Raw genomic sequence first — 19,136 nt, forward strand, 5'->3', positions numbered from 1 at the left:
CACGGTCCTGCTCAGTCGATGAGCGAGGCCACTTCGTGATCGGTCAGGGTGGTCTGAGGAACACGTCCCGCGTCCCGGGCGAGCGCGATCGCCCGGTAGAGCGGTCGTTCGCCGAGGCCGGCGTCGCGTGCTTCGGCGCGGAGTTGTTCCACCAGGACCGACGAGATCGCCGCTGCCGGTGCGAGTTCGCTCGCGGCGAGCGCATTGGCGAGGGTGCGTAACGCGAGCACATCGAGTTCGCGCGCTCCCTCACCGGCGTACAGCGCGAGGGGAATCATCACCAGGCTGTGGTTGCCGTCGTTGACCCGCAGCACCACTTGGGACACGCGCGCCACCCGGACGAGGAGTTCCACCCCCGCGAGGTGCCGAAGATCCACACTCCGGGAACGGAGCACTCCCGAGACGGTGACGACCGTGCCGTCGATCCGCAAATGGCGGTGGGTCGCGGCGAACGCACCGATCGTCGGCGGGGCCGCCACCAGCACGCCCACCACTATCGCGGCCCACAACGGGGCGATGAGGTAGACGAGTACGCCCGCGAGGAGTCCGATCCCCATCGCTACCAGCGCGACCTTCCGAACACGTGGTCGCAGCAAACGGGCAGGGATCAGATCGAGAGACACCGCTGCGGGCGAACCGCCCCGGCCCCGCCCAGCCGAGCCGCCGCGACCGTCATCCGCCGGCAACGACCTGCCCCACACGTGCGACGACATCGGCGAGCGGCACGGTCTGCTGTTCACCGTTGCGGAGATCCTTGAGGACGATCTCCCCCGCTTCGAGTTCGCGCTCGCCGAGGACCAGCGCGACCACGGCACCGGACTTGTCCGCAGCCTTCATCGCACCCTTGACGCCGCGCCCGCCGTAGGCGAGGTCGACGCGGATCCCGGCCGCGCGCAAGCGATGTGCGACCGGGACGAGGGCAGCCTTGGCCGCGTCGCCCATCGGCACCCCGTACACCTCGCAGCGCGCCGGGTTTCCGGCCGTCTTGCCCTCGGCTGCGAGGGCGAGGATCGTGCGGTCGACGCCCAGCCCGAATCCGATGCCCGACAGCGCCTGCCCGCCGAGTTGTTCCATCAGCCCGTCGTACCGTCCACCGCCACCGATGCCCGACTGGGCGCCGAGGCCGTCGTGCACGAATTCGAACGTCGTCTTCGTGTAGTAGTCCAGTCCGCGCACCATCCGCGGGTTGACCACGTACGGGACGCCGAGCGCGTCGAGATGACCGAGCACCTCGTCGAAATGTGCCTTCGCACTGTCGGAGAGGTGATCGAGCATCAGCGGAGCGTCCGCGGTCATCGCTTTCACATCGGGACGCTTGTCGTCGAGCACCCGCAGCGGGTTGATCTCGGCGCGTCGGCGGGTGTCCTCGTCGAGCGGAAGGGCGAGCAGGAACTCCTGCAGCAGGTCCCGGTACTGGGGTCGGCAGGTCTGGTCGCCGAGCGAGGTGATCTCGAGCCGGAATCCCTCGAGACCGAGGCTCCGGAATCCGGCGTCGGCGATCGCGATGACCTCGGCGTCGAGCGCCGGATCGTCCACACCGATCGCCTCGACGCCCACCTGCTGGAGCTGACGGTAGCGGCCTGCCTGCGGCCGTTCGTACCGGAAGAACGGACCCGCGTACGACAGCTTGACGGGCAGTTGCCCGCGGTCGAGGCCGTGCTCGATGACCGCACGCATCACGCCCGCGGTACCTTCCGGACGCAGCGTGACGGAGCGGTCACCGCGGTCGGCGAAGGTGTACATCTCTTTGGAGACGACGTCGGTCGACTCACCGACCCCCCGCGCGAACAGGCCGGTGTCCTCGAAGATCGGCAACTCGATGTGCCCGTAACCGGCGAGTCGCGCAGCTCGGGTCAAGCCGTCACGCACGGCGACGAACTCCGCGGACTGCGAGGGAACGTAATCGGGCACACCCTTGGGCGCCGAGAACGTAGAGGCCTTGCTCACTGGTACTGCTTTCTCTCGTGGGCGGTTCGATGGTGCCGGCGGCGCGAAGCCGTCAGCGAGGCTGCGGGAGCCCGACCAGGAACTGGTTCGACGTACGCTCCTGGCCGATCGTGCTGGACCCGCCGTGTCCGGGAAGGATCGCAGTGGAGTCGTCGAGGACGAGCAGCTTGCGCGCGATCGAGTCCAGGAGCTGTTCGTGATTGCCACCGGGCAGGTCGGTACGGCCGATCGAGCCCTGGAACAGGGTGTCGCCGGTGAGGGCTACCTGCAGGCCGGCACCGTCCGGGGTGCTGGTGCGGGTGCGGAGCACCACCGACCCCTGGGTGTGGCCGGGCGTGTGGTCCACCACGAACTCGATGCCTGCGTGCTCGATCTCGTCGCCGTCGGCGAACTCGACGACTTCCTGCGGCTCGACGAACTCGACTCCCTCGAGGAAGGGCGCGAGGCTCGACCCCATGCCCTGCAGCGGGTCGGTGAGCATCATCCGGTCGCCGGGATGGATGTAGACGGGGATCTCGTAACGGTCGGCGACAGCTCGAGCCGACCACATGTGATCGAGATGGCCGTGCGTGAGCAACACGGCGCGCGGCGCGAGATCGGAGCCGATGAGGAATTCGCCCAACGGCTCGGCGGCATCCTGTCCGGGATCGACGACGACGCACTCCTTCGCGTTGTCCTGCGCGAGGATGTAGCAGTTGGTCTGGAACATCCCGGCAGGGAATCCGGTCACGAGCACGGGTATCGCTCCTACGAGTGTGGGCATTCGCGGTCCCCTACAGAGTAGGCGCAGCGCCCCGTCCTTTCGCTCTCAGGTTGGGGTGGCAAACTCGACTCGGCCCGAGAGCGCGGGCACACCATCGATCGGTTCACGGGAGGACAACTGCAGTGCCGAGCAACGCACAGCGGCGCAACGCCGCGAAACGCAAACTCGAACGGCAGCTCGAGCACAGGGCCGAACGCGAGCGCAAGCGCCGACGCATGACGATCGCGCTGTCGGCGCTCGGCGTCGTCGTGGTCGTCGTGGTCGTCGCCGCCCTCTGGTCGATCACCGGGAGTGAGGACGACACGGCGACGGATGCGTCCGCGGCCGAGACGACAGCAGAGACCGACAGCGAGTATCCGGCACTGCCCGCGGGCCGCTCCGAACCGCTGCCCGAGACGGTGAACTGCGAGTACCCGGCCGACGGACGTGACCCTGCGAAACCGGCGGAACCGCCGCGCACCGAGGGCATCGTGACCACCGGCGAAAACAACACCGATATCAGCGTGAGCGTGGAGACCACGCAGGGCAACATCGGGCTGATGCTGCACAACGACGACTCCCCGTGCACGGTCAACAGCTTCCTGTCGCTCGCGGCGCAGGGCTATTTCGACGGCACGGACTGCCATCGCCTGACCACGTCGCCGTCGCTGCAGGTGCTGCAGTGCGGCGACCCGACGGGTACCGGTTCGGGCGGCCCGGGGTACGAATTCGCCAACGAGTTCCCCACCGACCAGTACGCGGCGGACGACCCCGCGTCGCAGGAGCCGGTGGTCTACCCGCGCGGAACGGTAGCGATGGCCAACGCCGGTCCCGGTACGAACGGTAGCCAGTTCTTCCTGGTGTACGGCGATTCCGTACTTCCCCCGCAGTACACGGTGTTCGGCACGATCGACGAGACCGGCCTCGCGACGCTCGACAAGATCGCCGGCGCGGGTGTCTCGGGCGGGGCCGCCGATGGTGCCCCCGCGGCAGCGACGACACTCACCTCGGTCAGGATGGACTGATGACTCGATTCCGTACCACCCTCGCCGTCGGCGCTGGGCTCGCATTGATCCTGACCGGATGTTCGGACGACGGGGGTGACGACACCGCAGCCTCCCCGTCCGGATCGGCGACGGCAAGCGGTGCGGCGCAGTCACCCGAGTACACGGGCGCGCTGCCCGAGCGTCCCGCGGGCGGAGACCCGGTGTCGTGCACCTACACCCCGTCCGGTGACCCTGCTCGTGACGTGAGCGCTCCGGCCGCAACGGACGTACCCGCAGACGGAACCGTCGGCGTGTCCCTCACCACCAGCGTGGGGCCGATCGGGCTGGAACTCGACCGGGCGGAAGCACCGTGCACGGTCAACAGCTTCGTCTCGCTCGCCGAGCAGGGCTACTTCGACGACACGCCGTGCCACCGTCTGGTGACCTCTCCCGGGCTGCAGGTCCTCCAGTGCGGAGATCCGAGCGGCACCGGGACCGGAGGGCCCGGATACGGGTTCGACACCGAGTACCCGGAGAACCTCTACCAGCAGGGTGACGCGCAGCTTCGGCAGCCCGTGATCTACCCGCGCGGCACCGTCGCCATGGCGAATACGGGACGGCCGGGCAGCAACGGCAGCCAGTTCTTCCTCGTGTACGCGGATTCGCAGCTTCCGCCGTCCTACACCGTGTTCGGCACCGTGGACGAAGCCGGGCTCGCCGTGATCGAAGAAGTTGCGGCCGAAGGTGACGACGGCTCGATGGCCGCCGGCGGCGGCGCGCCGAACCGCGGGGTACAGATCGAATCGGTGACCGTCGAGGGCTGATCCCCACCTGTCCTCACGACCGCCGGTCGTCCGCTCCCGTATGCCGGGACGGGCGGCCGGTGTCGTCTCGGGACACTCTCACGTCGCCTCGTACCGCGCGAGCGCCACTCCTCCTCGGAACCTCCGCGAATCCAGGAGACGCAGCGCGGCCCGCGTGTACCCGTCGGGAAACAGCCGACGACCCCGGCCCTGCACCACCGGGAACACGAACAGCCGGTACTCGTCGACCAGGCCCGCCTCGATGAGGCTGTGGCACAACGTGATACTTCCGATGGTCACGATGTCCCGGCCGGGACCGGCCTTCAGCGCGCGGACCTGTTCGATCGGGTCTCCGCAGAGAATCGTGGTGTTCTGCCAGGCGGGATCGCGAAGGGTCGACGACACCACGTACTTGTCCACATTGTCGAGGTACTCGGCCACCCCGGTCGGATCGTCGCGCTGCAGCGGCCAGTAACTACGGAAGTCCTCGAATGTCTGCCTGCCGAGCAGCATCGTGTCGGATTCCCCGGACTGCGCACGGGTCTCCTCGAGCAGGTCCTCATCGGCTTCCTCGACGTCCGTGGGCGGGGAGAACCAGTCGTCCAGGATCTCGATCGATCCGTCGAGGGTGATGTTCTGGGTTATCGCGAGTCTGCGCATCGCGCCTCCCGAGGTAGTCGGGTTCTTCACCCGTACCGACCCCGGCCGGGGAGCGAACTCATCGAGGGGCGCTCGGACGCGGGCATGTCATCCGACGAGACGACATCACGTCCCTATCCGTTCGTCACCGCGTAGGCTACGCTCCCCGAATTGTGACCTTCGACACTTCTGTGCGTACGCACTTGGTACGCCTCGTTCTCGCGGTATTCGTCGCCGCGGTACCGGTTCTCGCGACCGGCTGTAGCAGTGACGAAGGCAAGACGGCCCCGGTCCTCGCCGCCGGGGAGTCCAGCACGCGTGGCGCACCACCCCATGACATGTCCGTCTACCCCGCACTGCCCGCTGTACCGCGTCCCGCCGCGGCGACGGTCTCCTGCACCTACGTCGACCGGGGAGAAGCCCCCGTAACCCACCCGCCGTCGACCGCACCCACCTCCGGCGTCGTGAATCTGACCTTGGACACGTCGGCCGGGCCGGTTCCCCTCGTCCTCGACCGGTCGCTCGCCCCGTGCGCGGTCAACAATTTCGTGGGTCTCGCGGAGCGAGGTTTCTATACCGGAACCTCGTGCCACCGCCTGTCCAACGATCCGGGCAGCCACCTCTACCAATGCGGTGACCCGACCGGGACCGGCACGGGCGGGCCCGGATACACGTTCGCGGACGAGTATCCGGTGCCGGCCTACGACGGACAGCCCCACCGGCCCGCAGCCGTCGTGTACCCGCGTGGCACGGTCGCGATGGCCAACACGGGCGTGGCCCACACCAACGGAAGCCAGTTCTTCCTGCTCCTCGGCGACTCGCTGCTGCGTCCGAACTACCCCGTGTTCGGACGCGTCGCCGACGCGGGCCTGCCGGTGCTGGACGCGGCTGCGGCATCCGGCAACGACGGCACCAATCCGCTCGGCGGTGGCACGCCGATCACGCCTGTGACCATCGAGGCGGTGCGATAACCCCGTCTGTCAGGCCGCAGACGTGACCCGGTACACGTCGTAGACACCCTCGACGTTGCGGACCACGTTCAGCACGTGGCCGAGGTGCTTGGGATCGCCCATTTCGAACGTGAAGCGGCTCACCGCAACTCGATCACCGGTCGTGGTCACCGAGGCGGACAGGATATTGACCTTCTCGTCGGCGAGAGCCTTCGTCACATCCGACAACAGCCGGTGCCGGTCGAGTGCCTCGATCTGGATCGCCACGAGGAACACCGACGACGGCGACGGCGCCCATTCGACGTCGATGATCCGCTCCGACTGCTCACGCAGCGAACCGGCGTTGGTGCAGTCGGTGCGATGCACGCTCACCGCACCGGTGCGGGTCACGAACCCCATGATCTCGTCACCCGGCACCGGTGTGCAGCACTTCGCGAGCTTCGAGACGGTGCCCGGTGCACCCGGCACCAGCACGCCCGAATCGCCGCTCTGCCGCGACCGGGTGGGGATGGTGGACGGCGTCGACCTCTCGGCGAGTTCCTCCTCCACCCCTCCGACACCGCCGAGCAGTGCAACGAGGCGCTGCACGACATGGTGTGCCGAGACGTGGTGTTCGCCTACGGCCGTGTAGAGGGCCGAGACGTCGGAGTACTTCAGTTCCCGGGCGACACCGAGCATCAGGTCGGCGTTCATCAGGCGCTGCAACGGCAGGCCGACGCGGCGGACTTCCTTCCCGATCGCGTCCTTACCGGACTCGAGCGCCTCTTCGCGCCGTTCCTTCGCGAACCACTGGCGGATCTTCGCCTTCGCACGCGGCGACACCACGAACGACTGCCAGTCGCGGCTCGGGCCGGCGTTCGGGTCCTTCGAGGTGAACACCTCGACGACCTCACCGTTCTCGAGTTTGCGCTCCAGGGCGACGAGACGGCCGTTGACACGTGCCCCGATGCAGCGATGCCCCACCTCGGTGTGCACGGCATACGCGAAGTCGACGGGCGTCGAACCGGACGGCAGGGTGATCACATCACCCTTCGGGGTGAAGACGAAGATTTCCTTGACGGCGAGGTCGTACCGCAACGACTCGAGAAACTCGCCCGGGTCCGCGGCTTCCCGCTGCCAGTCGAGCAACTGCCGCATCCAGGCCATGTCGTCGAGTTCGCCGACGTCGCCCGAGTGCCGTCCCTTGGTCTCCTTGTACCGCCAGTGCGCGGCGATGCCGAACTCCGCGGTGCGGTGCATCTCGTGCGTGCGGATCTGCACCTCGAGAGGCTTGCCCTCGGGGCCGATCACGGTGGTGTGCAGCGATTGGTACACCCCGTAACGCGGCTGGGCGATGTAGTCCTTGAATCGTCCGGCCATGGGCTGCCACAGCGAATGCACGACACCGACCGCGGCGTAGCAGTCGCGTATCTCGTCGCACAGGATCCGCACACCGACCAGGTCGTGGATGTCGTCGAAGTCGCGGCCCTTGACGATCATCTTCTGATAGATCGACCAGTAGTGCTTGGGGCGGCCCTCGACGACCGCGTCGATGCGCGATGCCGCGAGCGTCTGATTGATCTCGGCCCGGACCTTCGCCAGATAGGTGTCGCGCGAAGGCGCACGCGTCGCGACGAGACGAACGATCTCCTCGTACTTCTTCGGGTGCAGGATCGCGAACGACAGATCCTCGAGTTCCCACTTGACGGTCGCCATGCCGAGCCGGTGTGCGAGGGGTGCGATGACCTCGAGGGTCTCTCGCGCCTTGCGCGCCTGCTTCTCCGGCGGCAGGAACCGCATCGTGCGCATGTTGTGCAACCGGTCGGCGACCTTGATCACGAGTACCCGGGGGTCCCGGGCCATCGCGATGATCATCTTCCGGATGGTCTCGCCCTCGGCGGCGTTACCGAGCACCACCTTGTCCAGCTTGGTCACACCGTCGACGAGGTGTGCGACCTCCTCACCGAAATCGGCGGTGAGGTCTTCGAGCGCGTAGCCGGTGTCCTCCACGGTGTCGTGCAGCAGTGCCGCCACGAGAGTTGTGGTGTCCATGCCCAGTTCGGCGAGAATCGTCGAGACCGCGAGGGGATGGGTGATGTACGGGTCGCCGGACTTGCGCTTCTGATTCGCGTGGCGTTCTTCCGCGACGTCGTAGGCGTGCTGAAGTTGCGACAGGTCGGCCTTCGGATACAGCTCGCGATGGATCGTGACGAGCGGTTCGAGGACCGGCTTCAAGGTGGTACCGCGCTGCCCGGTGATGCGGCGTGCCAAGCGGGCGCGCACACGGCGGGATGCGGACGTCGACGCCGGGGTCGGCGTCGGTCCGGAGCCTTGGGACCGATCAAGATTCTGGGTCATGCCACTCTCCCATCTCGGCCGCGCGCCCGGAGTCCGGACAGATCCTGTCCGGACGTACGGGGCACGGCCGGTCCACCGGTACCTGCCGCAACTGTAGTACTCAGATCCGGACCAGCGAGGTCAGTGGGTACCCCGCGAGCCGCGCACGTCCGCCCAGAGCCTCGATCTCCGTCACCACGGTGACCCCGACGATGTCGGCGCCGGCGCGTTCGAGGAGTTCGACGGTCGCGCCGAGCGTGCCGCCGGTGGCGAGCACGTCGTCGACGATCAGTACCCGCCGCCCGTGCAGAATCTTGGAATCACCCGGGATCTCGATGGCGGCAGTGCCGTATTCCAGGGTGTACTCGCACGTCTGCACCGGCGGGGGAAGCTTGCCGGCCTTGCGCACCGCCAGGACACCGACGCCGAGATCGCGGGCAATGCCACCGCCCAGCAGGAACCCGCGGGCGTCGATCCCGGCGACGAGTTCTGCACCGGGCGCGACCGAGGACAGAGCGGTGATGATCGACGAGAACGCCGGACCGTCGGCGAACACCGGCGTGAGATCGGCGAATCGGACACCCGGGGTCGGGAAATCGTCGACCCACCGCGTGTGGGCGGTGACGGCGGCGGCGGCCTGGTCGATCAAATCGGAGGAAGCGGTCCGAGAAACGTTCATCCTGTCAGTATCCACCGGTCCATGTTCCAGCCCGAACCCGCGGTGGTGGGATTCGGAACCCCGGCCGCCAGCCCGGACGCAAAACCGATCGAGCGGGGCTGCACGAACAGCGGCAGAGTCGGCATCTCGTCCCACAGGATCCGTTCGCCGTCGCCGACGAGACCCGAGACGCCCTGCTGGTCGCCTGCGACGAGCAGTCCGTCGAGAATCTCGTCCACTCGCCCGTTCGCGAATCCGCCGATGTTGCTGCCGGTACCCGAGTGCAGCGCGCCGCGCGCGATGTCCATGTCGGCAGTGCCACCGGAACCTGCCGCCGCGGCGGTACCGCCGAGCACGGCATCAACGTCGGTTCCCAGCTGGGACGGGACGAACGACTCCGATCCGGCGTCGACCACGTCGATCCCTGCGTCGCGGCACGACGCGGCAATCAGTTCGACGGTTCGGGCCCGCCTGTCGTCCGGCGTGAGATAGCCGATCCGGACCTCCATGCGGTCCTGACCGGACGCGGTGCGTTCACCGCGCGCCGCCTCGAGATCCGGTTGGAGGTATCGCTCGGCGGGACCCGCCGTCTGCGGGTACAACGGTGAATCGGTGGCCAGCAGACGCGAGGAGACCGGGCCCGTCGCGAAGCCCGAGCCCGCGCCCGAGGCACCGAGTTCGTCGAACAACTGGGTGCGGGGAACGCACAGCGCGAACGCACGGCGCGCGGCGGGGTTCTCGAAGACCCCGCGGGTGGCGAACACGATCTGTTCGAGATTGCGGGAGATCACCGTGGACGATTCGACGGCGCCGACCACCCTGTGCGCCTCGCTCATGGATCCGGCGCCGACGTCGACGACCTGGATCTGTCCGCTCTCGGCCGCGGCCGTCATCTCGGTCCCTCTCGGCCAGACGACGATCCGGTCGGTGCCGGGTGCGTTGCCCCACCACCGTTCGTTGGCGACCAGGACGAGTCCTTCCTCCGCGGTGTAGGACTCGATGCGGTACGGGCCTGCGGACGGGAACAACGCGGGGTCGAATTCGCCCGGCGTGAGAGACCATCCGGTGTTCCAGAACTCGGCGATGCGACGGACCTCGTCGAGGTTGTTGCCGTTGATCGCGCCGACCAGGTCTGCGACACCCGCCTGCCGCGCGGCGATGTGGGCGGGCATCAGTTCGGTCGCACCGAAGAGCGTGTTCCAGTCCGCGTCGCCGCGGCCGCCCTTGAACACGACCGTCGCGTCCTTCGATCCGGGTTGGCAGTCGACGCGGTCGATGTCGGCGTACCCGCCGCGCCGGGACGAGTCGAACACGTTGACCTGCCCGCCGGATTCATCCGGTGTGGTGAACCGGCCGCTCGCGGCGGCCCAGGTGAGCACGAGATCGTCACACGACATCGGCACGCCGTCCGAGTAGACCGAGTCGGGCGAGAGCCGGTACTGCACGGTGAACGGATCGCCCGGTACCGCGGTGGCGGTGCCGATGTCCGTGTCGGAGACGGCATAGCCCGACGGCGCGATGTACCCGAAGCCCGGCAGTACCCGGGTGAACGCCTGCCGGGCTCCTGACGCCGCACCGTCGACCGTGTTGGCGTTGTAGCTGGTCACCGTGTTGTCGATGGCGTAGCCGATCGAGTGCACACGTTCTTCTTCCGTGGCGCACGAGATCGTTGCCGCCGCGACTACCGCAAGCGCGATGCCCAGCGCCGCGCGTCGTGGCCGGCCCCTCCGGCGGGAGGCGTGCGTTCGCTGAATCCACTCGGTCACCGGCATATCAGGACTTTCTCTTGGCGCGCTTTCCGGTCGGCCGGGCCCCGGGCCTGGGGGCTCGCTGAACGGGAGCGTAGCGGGCGGCCGGAGGAGCTGCAGGCGTGGCGACCGAAGTCCGTGCGGTGTCGGGGACTTCGCCGCTTCCGGCGGCTGCGGCGCGCGCCGCTGCCTCTTCGCGCTTGGCCAGTACCTTGCGGGTGTGCTTGGCGATCGGTCCGCGCCATTCCTTCAGGGTAACGAGCAGCGGGGTGGCGAAGAAGATCGACGAGAACGCGCCGACGATGATGCCCACGAGCTGGATGAGCGCCAGATCCTTGAGAGTGCCGACCCCGAGCAGCCACACCGCCACGACCATCAGGGCGATGACGGGCAGCACCGAGATCACGGTCGTGTTGATCGACCGCATCAGGGTCTGGTTCACGGCGAGGTTCGCCTGCTCGGCGTACGTCCGCCGATGCAGGTGCAGGATGCCCCGGGTGTTCTCCTCGACCTTGTCGAACACCACCACCGTGTCGTAAAGGGAGAAACCGAGGATGGTCAGCAGGCCGATGACGGTCGCGGGCGTGACCTCGAAACCGACGAGCGAGTACACACCCGCGGTGACGATTATGTCGAAGAACAGGGCCGCGATCGCCGCGACCGCCATGTCGCGTTCGTACCGCACCGCGATGTACACGCTGACGATGACCAGGAACACCACCAAGGCGATGAGTGCCTTCTCGGTGATCTGACTGCCCCACGTCTCGCTCACATCCGCGACGCTGATCGCGTTGATCGAGGGCTGCCCGTCGGCACCGGCCGGCTGGAACTCCTCGAACAGTGCCGACTGCACGGCGGCGACCTGTCCTTGGTCGAGGGTGTCCGAGCGGATCTGGATGGTGGCGCCCGATCCGGCGCCGACCGTCTGGACCGAATCCGGCTCGAAACCGAGCGTGTCGCTGAAGACGGTCTCGACGTTCTCGGTGGTCACATCGGCGACGACCGGCATCTGGATGCGGGTGCCGCCTTCGAAGTCGATGCCCCACGTGAAGCCGCGCACAAGCATGCTCAGCAACGCGAGCAGCACGATCACCGCGGTCACGATGTACCAGCGTTTGCGCTGCCCGACGATCTCGAAGGCACCGGTACCGGTGTAGAGCCCGGCAAGTGTTCCGCGACGCGTGGTGGGTCGTTCCGCTGTTGTCGTGTCGGTCATGGTCACGCCTCCTTCGCCGCTACCGCAGCGAGCTGGCGCTCGTGCGCCACCTGCTGAATTGCGCCCAGACCGTTCACGCTCGGCTTGGACCAGAACTTCGACCGCGATGCCAGGTGCACGAGCGGCCAGGTCACGAGGAAGACCACCACGACGTCCAGGATCGTGGTCAGACCCAGGGTGAAGGCGAACCCGCGAACCTGTCCGACCGCGAGAACGTACAGCACCGCGGCGGCGATGAAGCTGACCGCGTTGCCGGACAGGATGGTGCGACGGGCACGTGCCCAGCCGCGCGGCACTGCCGAGCGGAAGCTCCGGCCTTCACGGATCTCGTCCTTGATGCGTTCGAAGAAGACCACGAACGAGTCCGCGGTCATGCCGATACCGATGATCAGGCCCGCGATTCCGGCGAGGTCGAGCGTGAATCCGATGTACCGGCCGAGGAGCACCATCACCGCGTAGACCGCGAGCCCGGACAGGATGAGCGAGAGCGCGGTGAGGACACCGAGCATCCGGTAGTAGACCAGGCAGAACAGGAACACCAGGACCAGTCCGACGGCACCCGCGATCAGACCCGCTTCGAGAGAAGCGAACCCGAGGGTGGCCGAGACGGTCTCGGCTTCCGATGCGACGAAGGACAGCGGCAACGAACCGTACTTGAGCGTGTTCGCGAGTTCGCTCGCCTGAGTGTTGGTGAAGTTGCCGGTGATCGAGGTGGCACTACCCGCGGGCGTCGCGCCCTGGATGACCGGAGCGCTGACCACCTGCGAGTCGAGGGTGAAGGCAGCCTGCTTGCCGATGTTGGCGGCGGTGAACTGCGCCCACGTGTTGCTGCCCTCGGTGTCGAAGGTCAAGCTGACCTCGTAGCGGGACTGCTGCGAGTTGAATCCCGAGGACGCGTCGGCGATCTGCTGTCCGTCGATGATGCTCGGGCCGAGCAGGTACACGGAGGTGTCGTCCGTCGAGCAGGCCACGAGCGGCAGTGCCGGATCGTCGTTGCCCGCGAGCGGGTCGGCAGCCGAACAGTCGAGCGAGAGAGCCGCCTCCTGCTGGACAGCAGGGTCGGAACTCTGACGGAGGGCTCGGGCCGCAGCGATCTGGTCGGCGGCTTCTGCCTGCGGGCTGCCGGGAACCGCGTCGGATGCCGGGGACTCGGCGGGAGCGTCCGTGGCGGGAGCTTCTGTGGCGGGAGCTTCTGTCGCGGGCGCAGGTGTGTCCGCAGACTCGCCAGGTTCGACCGGCGCGTCCGTCGGGTTCTGTGCCGGGAACGGACGGCCCTGCGGCTCCGCGCCGTCCGTGGCGGGTGCCTGACCCTCCTCCGCCGGCGGAGCTTCTGCCGGAGCGTCCGTCTCCGATTCCGGGGCCGGGGCGCCGTCGGCGGGGCCGTCCTCCTCGACAGGCTGCTCAGCCGCCGAGTTGGAGCTTGCGATCGGTCCTCCGAGCACGGGACGGATATAGAGCCGCGCCGTCTGTCCGAGGGTCTTCGCCTGCGAGCTGTCGTCGCCGGGCACCGTGATCACCAGGTTGTCGCCGTCGACGACCACCTCCGAGCCCGATACACCGAGTCCGTTGACGCGGGTTTCGATGATCTGCTGAGCCTGCCGCAAGCTGTCGGCGCTCGGGCTGCTGCCGTCCGGGGTGCGCGCGGTGAGCGTCACCCGGGTGCCGCCCTGCAGATCGATGCCGAGCTTGGGAGCCGGCGACTTGTCCCCGGTGAAGAAGACCAATGCATACAGCGCTACCAGGATCACCCCGAACAGGGCGAGCGAACGCGCGGGATGCACCGATCCATTGGAAGGTGCCACGGTGTGTGTGTCTCCTCGATACGAGTGAGTGGAATCGGAGATGAGCAGCCCTCAGAGGCGCACTACGCGCGCGGGGCGGCCACGCAGCCGCATCGGCGCCGACACAATGTCTCGGTGCGCCGCAGCGTCGGCGTCAGTGCTCGGTGGGACGCCCTTCGGACGGATCGTCCTTGCCCAGCGACACGGTGCCGCCGTCGTCTGCGGAGTTGTGCGCGGGCTCGACGCGCTCACGGACGACCAGACGCGACCATGTGGTCACGACGCCCGGCGCGATCTCGAGTTCGACCGTGTCCTCGGCGAGCGAGACCACCGTGGCGTGCATGCCTGCCGTCGTCATCACGCGGTCGCCGATGCGCAGCGAGTCCTGCAACTCCGCTACCTTGGCCATTTCCTTCTTCTGACGCCGTACGCCCAGGAAGGTCGGGACGAGCAAGGCGAGAATCAGGAGCGGGAATAGCAGTTCCATCGTTGAAGTCAGTCCTCGGTTGTAGCCAGTGTCGTGGCGGCAGCGTGGCCGGCTCGACGTCGGAATCGGCCTCCACGGACCGATGCAATAAACCAGTGTGCCATTACCTCGCCGCAGACCCTACGACCACGCGGACGGGTACTAGACCCCGGGTGGTCCCGGGCCCTCACCGGACCGATCGAACTGCGGCTCCCGTGCGCGCACCTCGATGCCGCCCGTGGCCGCCTCGGGGGGCGGAGTCAGTCCGAGCTGTAGCCAGGCCGCCTGCGTCGCGACGCGACCACGTGGCGTGCGGGCGATCATTCCGGCACGCACGAGGAACGGCTCGCAGACCTCCTCGACGGTTCCCGGCTCCTCGCCGACCGCCACCGCCAGCGTGGAGACGCCGACCGGCCCACCACCGAAGCTGCGCACCAGGGCGCCGAGCACCGCACGGTCGAGGCGATCGAGGCCGATCGGATCGACGTCGTACACCTCGAGCGCCGCGCGGGCGATCTCGCGTGTCACGACACCGTCGGCCCGGACTTCGGCGTAGTCGCGCACCCGGCGCAGCAGACGGTTGGCGATGCGCGGCGTGCCGCGCGAGCGTCCGGCGATCTCGGCGCTCGCGTCGTCGTGCAGGTCGATACCCAGGATCGTCGCCGAACGCCGCAGGATGAGCTGCAACTCCGCGGGTTCGTAGAAATCCATGTGGGCGGTGAATCCGAACCGGTCGCGCAACGGACCGGTGAGAGCACCGGAGCGGGTGGTGGCACCGACGAGCGTGAACGGCGCGACCTCCAGGGGTATGGAGGTTGCTCCCGGCCCCTTCCCCACGACCACGTCGACCCGGAAATCCTCCATGGCGAGGTAGAGCATCTCCTCGGCCGGGCGCGCGATCCGGTGGATCTCGTCGATGAACAGGACGTCGCCCTCGACGAGGTTCGACAACATCGCCGCGAGGTCGCCCGCGCGCTCGAGAGCCGGCCCGGACGTCAGGCGCAGCGACGCTCCCAACTCGGCGGCGATGATCATCGCCATGGATGTCTTGCCCAGCCCGGGAGGACCGGAGAGAAGGATGTGATCGGGTGTGCCGCCGCGCATGGTCGCGCCGCGCAGCACGAGCTGGAGTTGCTCGCGCACTCTGGGCTGACCGATGAAGTCGTCGAGGCTCTTCGGACGCAAGCTCGTTTCGATGTCTGCGTCGGGCGCGGTGAACGCGGCCGTTACCGGAGAGTCTTGCGGATCGTCGTACGAACCGCCCTCCTCGGGCAGATCGTCGCCGGTCACCGGGACTTACCCAACAACGACAGTGCCGCCCGCAGCGCGGTGGACGTGTCGGCGTCCGGGGCATCGGCCAGCACCGTGTCGGTGGACTGCTCCGCCTGCTTGAGCGGGAAACCGAGCCCCACGAGCGCCTCGACGACCTGCTCACGCATCGGCGAGGCCGGCACCGCCGACAGCGGAACCGCGCCGTTGCCGCCGAACGCGGCGACCTTGTCGCGCAGTTCCACGATCATCCGTTCGGCGCCACGCTTGCCGATTCCCGGAACCCGGGTGAGGGCGGCGGTGTTGCCGTCGGACAGCGCCGCCCGCAGCGCGTCCGGTTCGAGGACGGCGAGCGTCGCCATCGCGAGCCGGGGGCCGACGCCGGAGACGGTCAACAGGAGCCCGAACAGATCGCGGGCATCGGGATCGGCGAACCCGAACAGGGTCATCGAGTCCTCGCGGACGATCATCGCCGTCATGAGCCGGGCGTGTTCGCCGCGTCGCATGGTCGCCAGGGTTGCCGGGGTCGCGTTGACGCGGTAGCCCAGCCCCGCCGATTCGATGACGACGTGGTCGAGTGCGATCTCGAGGACCTCGCCGCGGACGGAGGAGATCACCGTGTTCCTGCCTTCCGGGCTGCGGCCTGCTCCCGCAACCGTGCCTCGTAACGTCGTTTCTGTTCTGCCGCAGCGGCTTCCGCCGCGGCCATGCGCGCCATCATCGGCGCCCGCCAGCAATGGCAGATCGCCAGGGCGAGAGCATCGGCGGCGTCGGCGGGTTTCGGTGCCTGCGCCAGCCCGAGGATGCGGGTGACCATTGCGGTCACCTGCTTCTTGTCTGCTCCGCCGTTGCCGGTGACCGCCGACTTCACCTGGCTGGGGGTGTGGAACATGACGGGTATGCCGCGTCGCGCGGCGGACAGTGCGACCACTCCCCCGGCCTGCGCCGTTCCCATCGCGGTACGGACGTTGTTCTGCGAGAAAACTCGTTCGACCGCGACGACCTCGGGCCGGTACCGGTCGAGCCAGGTCTCTGCCGCATCGGAGATCTGCAGCAGTCGTGTCGCAAGGTCGAGATCGGTGGGCGTCCGGACGACATCGACGGCCACAGCGGTGACCTCCCGGCCCCGGCCCGTGTCCACGACCCCGAAGCCGCATCGCGTCAGCCCCGGGTCGACACCCATCACACGCACCCGTCATACCCCTTACGCACTACGAACAATTGTTCGATAGCCTATCGGAACGGGTCCGCCGCCCGCCGGTCCGACACGCGATCGGCCGGCGGACGTCACGGGGTCAGTCTTCGAGTTCGGCGAGGACCTCGTCGGAGACATCGACGTTGGTGTACACGTTCTGCACGTCGTCACAGTCTTCCAGCGCGTCGACCAGCTTGAAGACCTTGCGCGCGCCTTCCGCATCCACGGGGACCTCGACGGATGCCCGGAAATCGGGATCGGCCGAGTCGTAATCGACGCCCGCGTCCACCAGCGCGGTGCGTACCGCGATGAGGTCGCCGGCTTCGGAGACCACCTCGAACTGGTCGCCCAGATCGTTGATCTCCTCGGCGCCTGCTTCGAGCACGACCTCGAGGATCTCGTCCTCCGAGCGCTCGCCCTTGTCGAGCACGACGACGCCCTTGCGGGTGAACAGGTACGCCACCGAACCGGGATCGGCCATGTTCCCGCCGTTGCGGGTCATGGCGGTACGGACCTCGCCCGCGGCGCGGTTGCGGTTGTCGGTCAGACACTCGATGAGCACCGCGACACCGTTGGGGCCGTAGCCCTCGTACATGATGGTCTGCCAGTCGGCGCCACCGGCTTCTTCGCCGCCGCCGCGCTTACGGGCCCGCTCGATGTTGTCGTTCGGGACCGAACTCTTCTTCGCCTTCTGGATGGCGTCGAACAGCGTCGGGTTTCCGGCGGGGTCACCACCACCCGTCCGGGCTGCCACCTCGATGTTCTTGATGAGTTTCGCGAACATCTTCCCGCGCTTGGCGTCGATGACCGCCTTCTTGTGCTTGGTGGTGGCCCATTTGGAGTGGCCGCTCATTCGCTTGGAGCCCCTTCCGGCGAGGTACGTCGGATCACTACCGACTGTTCGGAGAGCCGATTCTACCTGCCGGATCGCGCCTGTACGCGCACCGCGTCGACGAAGAGTCGGTGCACCCGCAGATCACCACCCACCTCCGGGTGGAACGAGGTCGCGAACACCGCGCCCTGCCGCACCGCCACGACACGACCCGCAGCAGGTCCGGTGGGCACGGTGGCGAGGACGTCGACGTCCGGCCCTGTCCTCTCGACCCACGGGGCCCGGATGAACACCGCCCGGACCGGGCCACCCTCGACGCCCTTCACGTCGAGGTCCTCCTCGAACGAATCGACCTGCCGCCCGAACGCATTGCGCCGCACGGTGATGTCGAGCGCGTCGAGGTGCTCGGCGTCCGGTCGCGTGTCGAGAACCTCGGAGGCGAGCAGGATCATCCCGGCACACGAACCGTATGCGGGCATCCCCGCCCCGAGCCGGGATCGCAACGGGTCGAGCAGATCGAACACGCGCAGCAACCGGCTCATCGTGGTGGACTCCCCGCCCGGGATCACGACCCCGTCGACGGCGTCGAGTTCACTTTCGCGGCGAAGCGCGATCGTGCGGGCACCGGCGGACTCGAGTGCTGCGCGATGCTCCCGCACGTCGCCTTGCAGTGCGAGCACCCCGATGGTCGGCGTCGTGGTCATGTATTCGTACCTTCTCCCGGGGAAGCCGCCTACGGCCGCGGCGTGCGGCTGAGACCCTCCTGCACGACGGCGGCGACGAATTGTCCACGGCTGTCGAAGATTCTGCCCTGGGTCAGTGCGCGCCCGAATCCCGCGGCCGGAGAGGTCTGATCGTAGAGCAGCCAGTCGTCGGCGCGGAACGGGCGCATGAACCACATGGCGTGGTCGAGCGAGGCGCCCTGGATGTCCTCGTCGCGGTGGATGACCATCGACGAACCCAGCAGCGTCATATCGCTCATGTAGGCGAGCGTGCACACATGGAGAACCGGGTCGTCCGGCAGCGGCAGGCGCGAACGGAACCACAACTGCTGCTGGGAGGCCGAGCCGTCGCGGCGCACGATGCGATCCTGCGGTACGAACCGGAACTCCCATTCCGACCACTCCCGGTGCACCCACCGGTATTCGGGGTCGGGCGAATCCATTGCGTCGGTCAACTCGTCGGGCATCGGCACGGCGGGCATCACATCCTGGTGCTCGATGCCGTGGTCCTCGATATGGAACGACGCCGACATCGTGAAGATCGCCTTGCCGTCCTGTACGGCGGTCACCCGCCGGGTGGCGAACGAGCGTCCGTCGCGGATCCGCTCGACCTGGTAGACGATGCTTTTGTCCGGATTTCCCGGACGCAGAAAGTAACCGTGGAGCGAGTGCACGCCGAAGTCCGGATCGACGGTGCGCACGGCGGACACGAGGGACTGCCCGGCCACCTGACCGCCGAATGTCCGCTGCAGCAACGTCTCGGTCGCGATACCTCGGAAGATGTCGTTCTCGATCTGTTCCAGCGCCAGGATGTCTTCGATCTTCGCCATATGGGCCCCTTCTCTGCTCCGTACCCGTTGAAGGCT

General features: G+C 67.9%; 19 protein-coding genes. 3 read left to right on the plus strand and 16 right to left on the minus strand.

The features are described from left to right. Positions 1-11: 11 nt before the first annotated feature. Genes ACFWU2_RS10305 through ACFWU2_RS10315 form a run of 3 tightly spaced genes read right to left on the minus strand, consistent with a single transcriptional unit; the run spans position 12 to position 2,683 of the window. Positions 12-686 (minus strand): hypothetical protein, encoded by a 675-nt coding sequence (locus tag ACFWU2_RS10305; RefSeq protein WP_378604865.1) that lies wholly within the window; start codon positions 684-686, stop codon positions 12-14. After that, entirely contained in the window at positions 673-1,947 is a 1,275-nt protein-coding gene (gene hisS, locus ACFWU2_RS10310) for a histidine--tRNA ligase (protein WP_378604868.1), read from the minus strand. The genes ACFWU2_RS10305 and hisS overlap by 14 nt, the downstream gene beginning before the upstream one ends. A gap of 52 nt (positions 1,948-1,999) precedes the next feature. Beyond that, complete coding sequence (locus ACFWU2_RS10315; protein ID WP_378605198.1) at positions 2,000-2,683, minus strand: MBL fold metallo-hydrolase; 684 nt, start codon at positions 2,681-2,683, stop codon at positions 2,000-2,002. A 149-nt stretch (positions 2,684-2,832) separates the two neighbouring features. On the opposite strand from ACFWU2_RS10315, the gene ACFWU2_RS10320 reads away from it, so the two are divergent. After that, on the plus strand, positions 2,833-3,714 hold the full coding sequence (locus ACFWU2_RS10320) for a peptidylprolyl isomerase (RefSeq protein ID WP_378604871.1): 882 nt from the start codon (positions 2,833-2,835) through the stop codon (positions 3,712-3,714). Further along, positions 3,714-4,499 carry a peptidylprolyl isomerase gene (locus ACFWU2_RS10325; RefSeq protein ID WP_378604874.1) on the plus strand — a complete coding sequence of 262 codons (786 nt, stop codon included), beginning with the start codon at positions 3,714-3,716 and terminating at the stop codon, positions 4,497-4,499. Before ACFWU2_RS10320 ends, ACFWU2_RS10325 begins: the two co-directional genes overlap by 1 nt. Positions 4,500-4,577: 78 nt before the next feature. Here ACFWU2_RS10325 and ACFWU2_RS10330 read toward each other — a convergent pair whose 3' ends face one another. Continuing rightward, entirely contained in the window at positions 4,578-5,138 is a 561-nt protein-coding gene (locus tag ACFWU2_RS10330; RefSeq protein WP_378605201.1) for a dihydrofolate reductase family protein, read from the minus strand. Between the two features lie 152 nt (positions 5,139-5,290). Here ACFWU2_RS10330 and ACFWU2_RS10335 point away from each other — a divergent pair, with 152 nt between their 5' ends. Continuing rightward, positions 5,291-6,088: a peptidylprolyl isomerase gene (locus ACFWU2_RS10335; protein WP_378604877.1), complete on the plus strand. Its 798-nt coding sequence runs from the start codon at positions 5,291-5,293 to the stop codon at positions 6,086-6,088. Between the two features lie 9 nt (positions 6,089-6,097). Here ACFWU2_RS10335 and ACFWU2_RS10340 read toward each other — a convergent pair whose 3' ends face one another. From ACFWU2_RS10340 to ACFWU2_RS10395, 12 genes are all read right to left on the minus strand, one after another. Beyond that, positions 6,098-8,404: a RelA/SpoT family protein gene (locus tag ACFWU2_RS10340; protein ID WP_378604880.1), complete on the minus strand. Its 2,307-nt coding sequence runs from the start codon at positions 8,402-8,404 to the stop codon at positions 6,098-6,100. A 100-nt stretch (positions 8,405-8,504) separates the two neighbouring features. Further along, entirely contained in the window at positions 8,505-9,032 is a 528-nt protein-coding gene (locus tag ACFWU2_RS10345) for an adenine phosphoribosyltransferase (protein WP_378605206.1), read from the minus strand. Between the two features lie 26 nt (positions 9,033-9,058). Further along, positions 9,059-10,813, minus strand: coding sequence for an ABC transporter substrate-binding protein (locus tag ACFWU2_RS10350; RefSeq protein ID WP_378604883.1), 1,755 nt, complete (start codon positions 10,811-10,813; stop codon positions 9,059-9,061). A 1-nt stretch (position 10,814) separates the two neighbouring features. Continuing rightward, complete coding sequence (gene secF, locus ACFWU2_RS10355; RefSeq protein ID WP_378604886.1) at positions 10,815-12,005, minus strand: protein translocase subunit SecF; 1,191 nt, start codon at positions 12,003-12,005, stop codon at positions 10,815-10,817. Between the two features lie 2 nt (positions 12,006-12,007). Further along, entirely contained in the window at positions 12,008-13,807 is a 1,800-nt protein-coding gene (gene secD / locus ACFWU2_RS10360; RefSeq protein WP_378604889.1) for a protein translocase subunit SecD, read from the minus strand. Between the two features lie 133 nt (positions 13,808-13,940). Then, the gene (gene yajC, locus ACFWU2_RS10365; RefSeq protein ID WP_378604892.1) at positions 13,941-14,273 is read right to left on the minus strand and encodes a preprotein translocase subunit YajC; all 333 of its coding nucleotides are present in this window, start codon (positions 14,271-14,273) and stop codon (positions 13,941-13,943) included. Between the two features lie 141 nt (positions 14,274-14,414). Next, complete coding sequence (gene ruvB / locus ACFWU2_RS10370; protein ID WP_378604895.1) at positions 14,415-15,542, minus strand: Holliday junction branch migration DNA helicase RuvB; 1,128 nt, start codon at positions 15,540-15,542, stop codon at positions 14,415-14,417. Next, positions 15,539-16,138, minus strand: a complete 600-nt coding sequence (ruvA, locus tag ACFWU2_RS10375) for a Holliday junction branch migration protein RuvA (protein ID WP_378604898.1) — start codon at positions 16,136-16,138, stop codon at positions 15,539-15,541. Before ruvA ends, ruvB begins: the two co-directional genes overlap by 4 nt. Then, on the minus strand, positions 16,135-16,713 hold the full coding sequence (gene ruvC / locus ACFWU2_RS10380; RefSeq protein WP_378604901.1) for a crossover junction endodeoxyribonuclease RuvC: 579 nt from the start codon (positions 16,711-16,713) through the stop codon (positions 16,135-16,137). The genes ruvA and ruvC overlap by 4 nt, the downstream gene beginning before the upstream one ends. A 103-nt stretch (positions 16,714-16,816) precedes the next feature. Continuing rightward, on the minus strand, positions 16,817-17,569 hold the full coding sequence (locus ACFWU2_RS10385; RefSeq protein WP_378604904.1) for a YebC/PmpR family DNA-binding transcriptional regulator: 753 nt from the start codon (positions 17,567-17,569) through the stop codon (positions 16,817-16,819). A gap of 62 nt (positions 17,570-17,631) precedes the next feature. Continuing rightward, positions 17,632-18,252: a pyridoxal 5'-phosphate synthase glutaminase subunit PdxT gene (gene pdxT / locus ACFWU2_RS10390; protein ID WP_378604907.1), complete on the minus strand. Its 621-nt coding sequence runs from the start codon at positions 18,250-18,252 to the stop codon at positions 17,632-17,634. Between the two features lie 29 nt (positions 18,253-18,281). Next, complete coding sequence (locus ACFWU2_RS10395; protein ID WP_378604910.1) at positions 18,282-19,100, minus strand: acyl-CoA thioesterase; 819 nt, start codon at positions 19,098-19,100, stop codon at positions 18,282-18,284. Between the last annotated feature and the right edge of the window lie 36 nt (positions 19,101-19,136).

It is taken from the genome of Rhodococcus sp. NPDC058639 (assembly GCF_042717545.1).
In the GTDB taxonomy this organism is placed as follows: Bacteria; Actinomycetota; Actinomycetes; order Mycobacteriales; family Mycobacteriaceae; genus Rhodococcus.

Bases quoted from the DNA above. Each gene is read 5' to 3' on its own strand.
- ACFWU2_RS10325 (WP_378604874.1), top strand. From the start codon at position 3,714: ATGACTCGATTCCGTACCACCCTCGCCGTCGGCGCTGGGCTCGCATTG.
- ACFWU2_RS10330 (WP_378605201.1), bottom strand. From the start codon at position 5,138: ATGCGCAGACTCGCGATAACCCAGAACATCACCCTCGACGGATCGATC.
- ACFWU2_RS10340 (WP_378604880.1), bottom strand. From the start codon at position 8,404: ATGACCCAGAATCTTGATCGGTCCCAAGGCTCCGGACCGACGCCGACC.
- ACFWU2_RS10350 (WP_378604883.1), bottom strand. From the start codon at position 10,813: ATGCCGGTGACCGAGTGGATTCAGCGAACGCACGCCTCCCGCCGGAGG.
- secF (WP_378604886.1), bottom strand. From the start codon at position 12,005: ATGACCGACACGACAACAGCGGAACGACCCACCACGCGTCGCGGAACA.
- yajC (WP_378604892.1), bottom strand. From the start codon at position 14,273: ATGGAACTGCTATTCCCGCTCCTGATTCTCGCCTTGCTCGTCCCGACC.
- ACFWU2_RS10385 (WP_378604904.1), bottom strand. From the start codon at position 17,569: ATGAGCGGCCACTCCAAATGGGCCACCACCAAGCACAAGAAGGCGGTC.
- pdxT (WP_378604907.1), bottom strand. From the start codon at position 18,252: ATGACCACGACGCCGACCATCGGGGTGCTCGCACTGCAAGGCGACGTG.
- ACFWU2_RS10395 (WP_378604910.1), bottom strand. From the start codon at position 19,100: ATGGCGAAGATCGAAGACATCCTGGCGCTGGAACAGATCGAGAACGAC.